At 61.8% G+C, this 8,268-nt stretch carries 6 protein-coding genes; 4 read left to right on the top strand and 2 right to left on the bottom strand.

The genetic code is table 11. From position 1 onward, the window contains the following. The 4 genes from AC1DQ3_RS08800 to AC1DQ3_RS08785 form a co-directional block, all read left to right on the top strand. Window positions 1-1,305 (top strand): thiamine pyrophosphate-binding protein (locus tag AC1DQ3_RS08800; protein WP_477119792.1); only part of this gene is annotated, 1,305 nt, incomplete at its 5' end. Window positions 1,306-1,384: 79 nt separating this feature from the next. Continuing rightward, entirely contained in the window at window positions 1,385-2,635 is a 1,251-nt protein-coding gene (frc, locus tag AC1DQ3_RS08795) for a formyl-CoA transferase (protein WP_477119791.1), read from the top strand. A gap of 124 nt (window positions 2,636-2,759) precedes the next feature. Then, window positions 2,760-3,191, top strand: coding sequence for a PAS domain-containing protein (locus AC1DQ3_RS08790; protein WP_477119790.1), 432 nt, complete (start codon window positions 2,760-2,762; stop codon window positions 3,189-3,191). Window positions 3,192-3,287: 96 nt separating this feature from the next. Next, on the top strand, window positions 3,288-4,061 hold the full coding sequence (locus tag AC1DQ3_RS08785) for a fumarylacetoacetate hydrolase family protein (RefSeq protein WP_477119789.1): 774 nt from the start codon (window positions 3,288-3,290) through the stop codon (window positions 4,059-4,061). A 276-nt stretch (window positions 4,062-4,337) separates the two neighbouring features. On the opposite strand, the gene AC1DQ3_RS08780 is transcribed toward AC1DQ3_RS08785, so the two are convergent. After that, entirely contained in the window at window positions 4,338-4,643 is a 306-nt protein-coding gene (locus AC1DQ3_RS08780; protein ID WP_477119788.1) for an HAD family hydrolase, read from the bottom strand. A 141-nt stretch (window positions 4,644-4,784) separates the two neighbouring features. Then, complete coding sequence (locus AC1DQ3_RS08775) at window positions 4,785-8,237, bottom strand: adenylate/guanylate cyclase domain-containing protein (protein ID WP_477119787.1); 3,453 nt, start codon at window positions 8,235-8,237, stop codon at window positions 4,785-4,787. Window positions 8,238-8,268 lie beyond the last annotated feature (31 nt).

Genomic DNA, 8,268 nt, shown 5'->3' with positions numbered 1-8,268 from the left:
TTCGCTGCCACCATTCCGAGCACGGAGCGGGTGGCCGACATGATTTCGATGGCCGCACGCGAGTGCTTCAACGGCGCTCCCGGCCCGGCGTACCTGGAGATCCCGCGCGACGTGCTCGACCGCGAAGTCGACCTCGCGCGCGCGGTGATTCCGCGCCCGGGCCACTATCGTGCTTCCACCAAGTCGATCGGCGACCCGCGGGACATCGAGAAACTGGCCGACATGCTGGTCAACTCGGAGCGGCCCGCCATCCTGTACGGCCAGCAGGTGTGGACCGCGCGCGGCCATGAGGAAGCCGTCGCGCTTCTGCGCGGGCTCGACATCCCCGGCTACTTCAACGGCGCCAGCCGTGGCCTGCTGCCGCCGGGCGACCCGCATCACTTCGATCGCACCCGCTCGCAAGCGTTCGCCAAAGCCGACCTGATTATCATCGTCGGCACGCCCTTCGACTTCCGGATGGGCTATGGCAAACGCATCAGCAAGGAGCTCAAGCTGGTGCAGATCGATATGGACTACCGCACGGTCGGCAAGAACCGCGACATCGACCTGGGCCTGGTCGGCGATCCGGGCGCGATCCTGGGCGCGGTGCTGCAGGCTGCCAGCGGCCGCATCAAGAGCGACAAGCGCCAGGTTCGCCAGGCCTGGATGCGCGATCTGGCCGCAGCGGAAGAAGTTGCAACGGCCAAGCTGATGCCACTGTTCAAATCCGACAGCACGCCGATTCACCCGTACCGGGTCGCTTATGAAATAAACGAATTCCTCTCCGACGACACCATCTATATCGGCGACGGTGGCGACGTGGTGACGATCTCCGCCCAGGCAGTGCGTCCGCGCCGTCCGGGCCAGTGGATGGACCCGGGAGCGCTCGGTTCGCTCGGCGTCGGTACGGGCTTTGCGATCGCGGCCGGGCTCGCCAATCCTGAAAAGGAAGTGCTGTGCTACTACGGCGATGGCGCTTTCAGCATGACGGCCTTTGACATGGAGACCGCCAACCGTTTCAACGTACCGTACATCGCGGTCATCGGCAACAACTCGGCGATGAACCAGATTCGCTACGGCCAGCTTGCCAAGTACGGTGACCAGCGCGGCAACGTCGGCAACCTGCTCAGCGACGTGCCGTTCGGCAAGTTCGCCGCGATGCTTGGCGGCTATGGCGAGGAAGTCCGCGACCCGGCGAAGATCGCGGGCGCACTGCAGCGCGCCCGCGAGTCGGTGCAAACGACGCGCAAGAGCGCGGTCGTCAACATCTGGGTCGATCCCTCGATTTACGCGCCGGGCACGATGGCACAGACCATGTACAAGTAAGGTGTGCCCCGGAACGGGGCGCTGCGACATCTCTGCATCAGCGGCACAACTAACGATAGCTATTCAGGAGTCACCAATCATGAGCAAGCCACTCGAAGGGATCAGAATTATCGACTTTACGCACGTGCAAGCCGGTCCCGCTTGCACGCAGCTGCTGGCCTGGTTCGGCGCAGACGTGATCAAGGTCGAACGCCCCGGTTCGGGCGATGTGACACGCAGCCAGTTGCGCGATATCCCGGATGTCGACGCGCTGTATTTCACGATGCTGAACAGCAACAAGAGATCGCTGACCCTGGACACCAAGAAGCCCGAAGGCAAGGAAGTGCTGGAAAAGCTGGTGCGCGAATCGGACGTGCTGGTGGAAAACTTCGGCCCGGGCGCGCTCGATCGGATGGGTTTCTCCTGGGAGCGCCTCAAGGAACTCAACGCGAAGCTGATCGTTGCTTCGGTCAAGGGCTTCAGCGACGGGCACCACTACGACGACCTGAAAGTCTATGAGAATGTCGCGCAGTGCGCTGGCGGCGCGGCTTCCACGACCGGCTTCTGGGATGGCCCGCCGACCATCAGCGCCGCGGCGCTGGGCGACAGCAATACCGGCATGCACCTGGCGATCGGCATCCTGACCGCCCTGATAGGACGGGATAAAACCGGCAACGGCCAGAAGGTGGCGGTGTCGATGCAGGACAGTGTGTTGAACCTGTGCCGCGTCAAATTGCGCGACCAGCAGCGCCTGGACCGGCTGGGCTACCTGGAGGAATATCCGCAATATCCGCATGGCACATTCAGCGATGTGGTGCCGCGTGGTGGCAATGCCGGCGGCGGCGGGCAGCCGGGCTGGGTGTTGAAGTGCAAGGGCTGGGAAACCGATCCGAACGCGTACATCTATTTCACCATCCAGGGTCATGCGTGGGCGCCGATTTGCCGGGCGCTGGGCAAGCCCGAATGGATCGAAGACCCCGCCTACAGCACGGCCCAGGCGCGCCAGCCGCATATCTTTGAGATCTTCAAGACGATCGAAGACTGGCTGGCCGACAAGACGAAGTTCGAAGCGGTTGATATTCTTCGCAAGTTCGATATTCCGTGCGCGCCGGTGCTGACCATGAAGGAGCTCGCCAACGACCCATCGCTGCGCGCGAGCGGCACTATCACGGAAGTCCCGCACAAGGAGCGCGGCACCTATCTCACGGTAGGCAGCCCGATCAAATTCTCAGACCTGAAGCCAGAGATCACGGCCTCGCCGCTGCTGGGCGAGCACACCGAGGACGTGCTCGCCGGCCTCGGCTATAGCAAGGAGCAAATTGCGCGCTTGCGCGAGGCCCAGGCTGTTTGATTGGCAAGCATGGCGCCGCGCAGCCGAGGCTCCGACATCGGGGCTGGCAGGTGCGGCGTCTGTTCTGGCGCTGCACCTGGTCGGAATCACTTGAACAGCATCTCTTTCAAATTGGGGGAAGTCCATGCAAGCAGCCATTGATTTCGAGCAACTGGTCGCGGCAGTCGGCGATGCAATCGTCGTCTCGGACGCCAGCGGGGCCATCACCCTATGGAACCCTGCCGCCGAGCGCATGTTTGGCTATACGCAAAGCGAGGCGCTCGGGCAGTCGTTGGACTTGATGATTCCGCAACGCTTGCGCGGGCGCCATTGGGACGGCTATCACAAGACCATGGCAACCGGGCAGACGCGCTACGGTAACGACGTGCTGCGTGTTCCAGCGGCGCATAAGGATGGGCGGACCTTATCGATCGCATTTACGGTAGCTCTGCTGTATTCCCCCCAACAAACGGTGACCGGGATCGTGGCGGTGATCCGCGATGAAACCAGCCGCTTCAACGAGGAGCGGAACTTGCGCAAACGCCTGGCCGAACTGGTGGCCCCCTCCGGCGCATGACCGCGCGCGTATGCGCCGGGCACCGACTAGCTGACGATCTATAGCGCGGCATACCCGCACCGCGCCAGTGCCCCCCATTGTGCAGGAGACACTCCGATGAGCAAGTGGATACGCTTTCAGTGCCCCGATGGCCATATTGGCTTCGGTGTGCTGGAAAATGATTGCATCTCCGAATACGACGGAGAGATGTTCGATGAGCCAGTCCCAAACGGCACCGTGCTGCGCCTGGGCGAGATCACGCCGCTCAGCCCCTGCGAGCCAGGCAAGGTGGTGGCGCTGTGGAACAATTTTCATGCGCTGGCCAAGAAGCTGGAAAAACCGGTGCCGCTGCATCCGCTGTTCCTGATCAAGCCCGCCAGTTCGGTGGCGGGGCCGGGCGACGACATCGTGCGGCCCAAGAGCTATGCCGGCAAGATTGTCTACGAAGGCGAGCTGGGCATCGTGATCGGCAGCAAGTGCCGCAATGTCTCGCCAGCCGAGGCTGCCTCCCATATCTTCGGCTACACCATCGTCAATGATGTGACCGCGGCCGAGCTGATCCTGGCAGACCCCAGTTTTCCGCAATGGTGCCGCGCGAAGGGCTTCGATACCTTCGGCTGCCTGGGGCCAGTCATCGCGACCGATCTCGACTGGCGCTCGGCCCGCGTGGTGACGCGGCTCGATGGCGTCGAGCGGCAGAACTACCCGCTCGCCGACATGATCTTTGCCCCGCAGGAACAGGTCAGCCGGATCTCGCAGGACCTGACGCTGATGCCCGGCGACGTGATCGCATGCGGCACCTCGCTCGGCGTCGGCTCGATGAAGGACGGTGCGGTGGTGGAGGTGGCGATCGAAGGGATCGGCTCGCTGGTAAACCAATTGCGCGGCTAGGCAGCCGGCGCGGCCGGCCGGGTCTCGAGGCCCGAAAGGCCGGGCACGCCCGGGGAACAGGAGGGGAACAGGATGGCAATGACAATATGACAATAGGCCCTTTCCCCGTCCCTCTCCCAACTTCTCGTAGGAGCGGGGACCAAACCATCGTATCGCATACCGTGCGAGGTCGCCGTCACCGTTAGCCGGGGCGGGAAACCAATACCCCGACGGGAGTCCGATGTACGGCAAAAAAGCGCCTGTCAGCGCTTCTCTCACCGACGTGAAACCGCAGCCTCAGTTGGCTTGCCACTCCCTCGCCCGCAGGTACTCGTTCTTCTTGTCGAAGATTAGCTGACTGAGGAAGTCCGCGGAGTATGCCTTCAGCAAATGGGCGTGGTGTTCCTCGATATAGCGGGCGACACGCGTCTTCTCGCACTCGATCCTGCACAGCCAGCGGTACATCCCGGCATCCCAGCGAAAGCGCAGGCCGAGTTCGGTGAAGGCCGAGTTGTAGGCGGTCAGATGGTACTCGTCATCGCAACGCGATGCCGTGGTGTCAGCGGGCAGGGTGTTGTGCGCTTTGGACTGGACCTGATTCATGATCGGACTCCTTGCTCTCTGAAAGAGGTGGTGAGAGCAGCATAGGTGTGCCGAACGATTTACGATAATTAAAGTTACATGCAATAACCATAAATCATCGCTTATGGTTTATCAGGGCCTCCACACCCGTGATGCGCTGGATCAGCGTGCCTCGGAATCCGACTGTCGGGCGAGATCATCAAGCAGGGCTTTGGCCTGCTTCCAGTCGGCGAGGTCGAACCCCTCGATGAAGCTGCCATGGATATCAGCCAGCGTATTGCGCGCTGCGTCCAACTTTCCCTGTTGGCTCCATAGCCTTGCCAGGCTCAGTGTTGCTCGCAGTTCCAACGATCTGGCACCCTGCGCACGGGCCACCGCAATTGCCTTGTGAAAGCACGCTTCAGCCTCGATTTGGCTCGCCAGTGCAGAGGGCCCATCTTCTGCTCGCCGGAGCAGCAATTCGCCCCTGAGGCTATGCAGCTTGGCTTCGTCGACCCGCTCCCCGGTCTCTTCGGCCAGCACGAGCGCCTCGGCCACCCGGTCAAGTCCGGCGACGGCTTGCCCCGCCTTTTCATAAGCATCGGCCAGCAGGGCAAGTATGCCTGGCCTTCCCAGCGCCGCGCCGGTCGTCTCACATGCCCGGAGGCCATGGTGTATCCGGGCAATCCCCTCCTCATGACGTCCCCCCTCGGCCAGCGCCCAGCCTTGCAGGACTGCTCCTAATCCCAGAAAGAACGGGAGCCCTTGCTCATCCGAGACCGCGAGGGCAGCTTCGGCGTATTCGCGAGTCAGTTCGAACTCGCCCCGACACTGATGGAGCTCGGCCGCAAAGATAAGGCAGAGGGCAAGGTTGTAGGCGTCAGGGCGCGTTCGGGCCAGTGCAACGGCCTTATGGCTATGCGAGAGGGCCAGATCCGGCTTGCCGAGGTACCACAGGTTCCATCCAAGCGCGGCCATGGCGTGAACAGCCGGGTCCCGTCCGTAACCCAGCAGAAAGTCGTCCTGAGTCTGGCCTGGGCGCTGCAACGCTAGCACCTGCTCCATATGGGTGCGACCTTCGTCCAGCAAGCCAAGACGGAAAGCGGTGGCGCCTAGAGCGCGATGCGCTTCTGCGAAATGCTCAGGCTTGCGGGTCTTCAAGGCCAGGCCAAGCAGGCGTTGCCCGAGCGATTTCGCTGTCTCGTACTGTGCGCGCAACTGATAGAACGTCCACAGGCCCAATAGCGCGGAAAAGATATATTGGGTTTGCCCTTCCAGTTCGCACAGTGCCAGCGCACGCTTGTAGTTGGATTCCACCTCCGGGGAGGCTTGGCCTCGCGCGGCCGTCAAGGCCGGGCCGAGAGTCAGTCGCAGCGTCAGCTCCTGGTGCGCGCCTTCCGGGCAGTCGGGCGATTGCTTTAGCAGCTCGATGGCTGTGGATAGCTGGCGGATCGCTTCCGTCAGGGCAGAACGCTGCAGGGCTTGCTGGCCAGCCCAGTGCAGATATTTGACAGCCTTTGGGATGTTGCCGCTGTGGCTGTAGTGGTGGGCGAGCTCGCTGCAATAGTCCTTCAGGCGACTTTGGCATAGCGCTTCGATGGCTTGTGCAGTACGTTCGTGCAGCGCGCAGCGACGCTCGCTAAGCAGCGAATTGCCGGCGACTTCCTGGGTCAGGGCGTGCTTGAATGCATACTCGATCTCTGGGTAGGCGGGGCGCTCGTATATGAAATCAGCTGCCTGCAGGTCCGACAGAAGCGGGCGCAGCTTGTCTTGCGCGAGTGCTGTGATGTGCTGAACCAGCGTCAAGGGGAATTCCTTTCCGACCACGGCCAGTGTTTGCAGCAGTTCCTTGTGCCCGAAGGGGAGCCGGTCGATACGGGCTGCGAGTACCCCCTGTACCGTCGTTGGGATGTGCAAGAGAGTGGGCGCTTTTTCAACGCGGTAACAGCCAGGGTGACCGAGCAGGGCGCCCTCCTCAAAAAGGGCCTGGACGACTTCTTCCATGAAGAACGGGTTGCCTTCGGTCTTCTCAAGGATGAGCCGCTTAAGCGAAACGAGGCTTCGGTCATCCCCAAGCAGTGCGGTTAGCAGGCCTTGGGCCTCGGCTGGCCCCAATGGCTCCAGGCGCAGTTGCGTGTAGTAGCGCCTGGCGCCCCAGTCATGGGTATGCTCCGGCCGGTAGTTGACCAGCAAGACGATCCTCGCGTCAGGCACGTAATCGACGAAAACGTTGAGGAACGCACTGGTTTCGCTATCCAGCCATTGAAGGTCTTCGAAAATCAGTAATAGCGGCTGATTGAGGCTTTCCCGGATCAGCAGGTTTGCTATCGCACCAAACGTTCGTTTGCGCCGAATGCTTGTGTCCATGTCTGACAGTGCTGAACCGGGTTCAGTGATGCCAAACAGGTAGAGCAGGTAAGGCAGGTGGTCTTCCAGCGAACGCTCCAACGCAAGCAGTCTCCCCATGATCTTTTCACGACAACTGCGGTTACCATCTTCCGAGGTAATCTCGAAATAGTCTTTCAGGAGTTCGATCAACGGTAGATAGGCAAAGGCCTTCCCGTGCGAAACCGAGAAAGCCTCCAGCAAAAGGCAGCCTTGACGTGACCGCGCTTTCAACTCGTGGAATAGCCGGGATTTTCCTACCCCGGCTTCTCCCTGCACCCCGACAACTTGTCCGTGTCCCTCCTTGGACAGGGCCACGGCGCTTTGCAGTTGCTGCATCTCATCCTGGCGCCCCACAAATTTTGCCAGTCCGCGATGCGCCGCCACTTGGAGCCGTGTGCGCAAGGCGCCGAGACCCTGCACCTCATACACCTCGAGAGGTTCGCGGACACCCTTGACCTGTGTGGTCCCCAGTGCCTTGAAGTCGAAGTATCCCTCTGCCAGCTTGTGGGTGGCTGCACTCACCAGGATGGACGCTGGCCTGGCCATACCTTCCATCCGTGACGCAATGTGGATAGTGTGACCTACCGGATCGTAGTCGGTGTGCAGGTCATCCTTGCGGATCGAGCGCACCACGACCTCGCCGGAGTGAATGCCGACCCGGATCTCCAGCGGAACGCCCCGGTCCAGGCGAACCCGGTCACTGTGGCGGCGCATCACCTCCTGCATGCGCAGCGCCGCATATAAGGCCCGCAGGGCATGGTCCTCGTGCGCAATGGGGGCGCCGAACAGAGCGAGAATGCCATCGCCCAGGAACTTCGCGACATAGCCCTCATAGTGGTGCACGGCCTCCATCATCAGCGTCACGACGGGGTCGATCAGGTGGCGCGCCTCCTCGGGGTCCAGGTCCTGGATCAACGCCGTCGAGCCAGCCATGTCGGCGAACAGCGCCGTGATGGTCTTGCGTTCACCGAATGTCCCGCCCCTGGCTTCCATCGCTGCCACTTCAGCCAGGATACGCTCTGCCAGATGGGGTGGCGTGTAGTGAACCGGCGCCAAGCCTTTGGCGTCAGGTATTTCAAGCGTCCCTGAAATGAAGCCGTTCAGAGAAACGCCACATGCGCGGCAGAATTTTGCAATGGGGCTGACCTCGTCGCGGCAGCTTGGGCACTTTCGTACCAGCTTGGCACCGCACTCCTCGCAGAAGTTTCCCAGCGCGGTATTTTCGAAGCCACAGTTCGCGCAGCGCATGATGCCCCCTCACCGTGTTCGCACGTCCTAG

This window comes from Cupriavidus sp. 01T418 (assembly GCF_056398885.1).
Note: the sequence above shows the minus strand (reverse complement) of the source record. Positions and strands in the feature narration are given on the sequence as shown.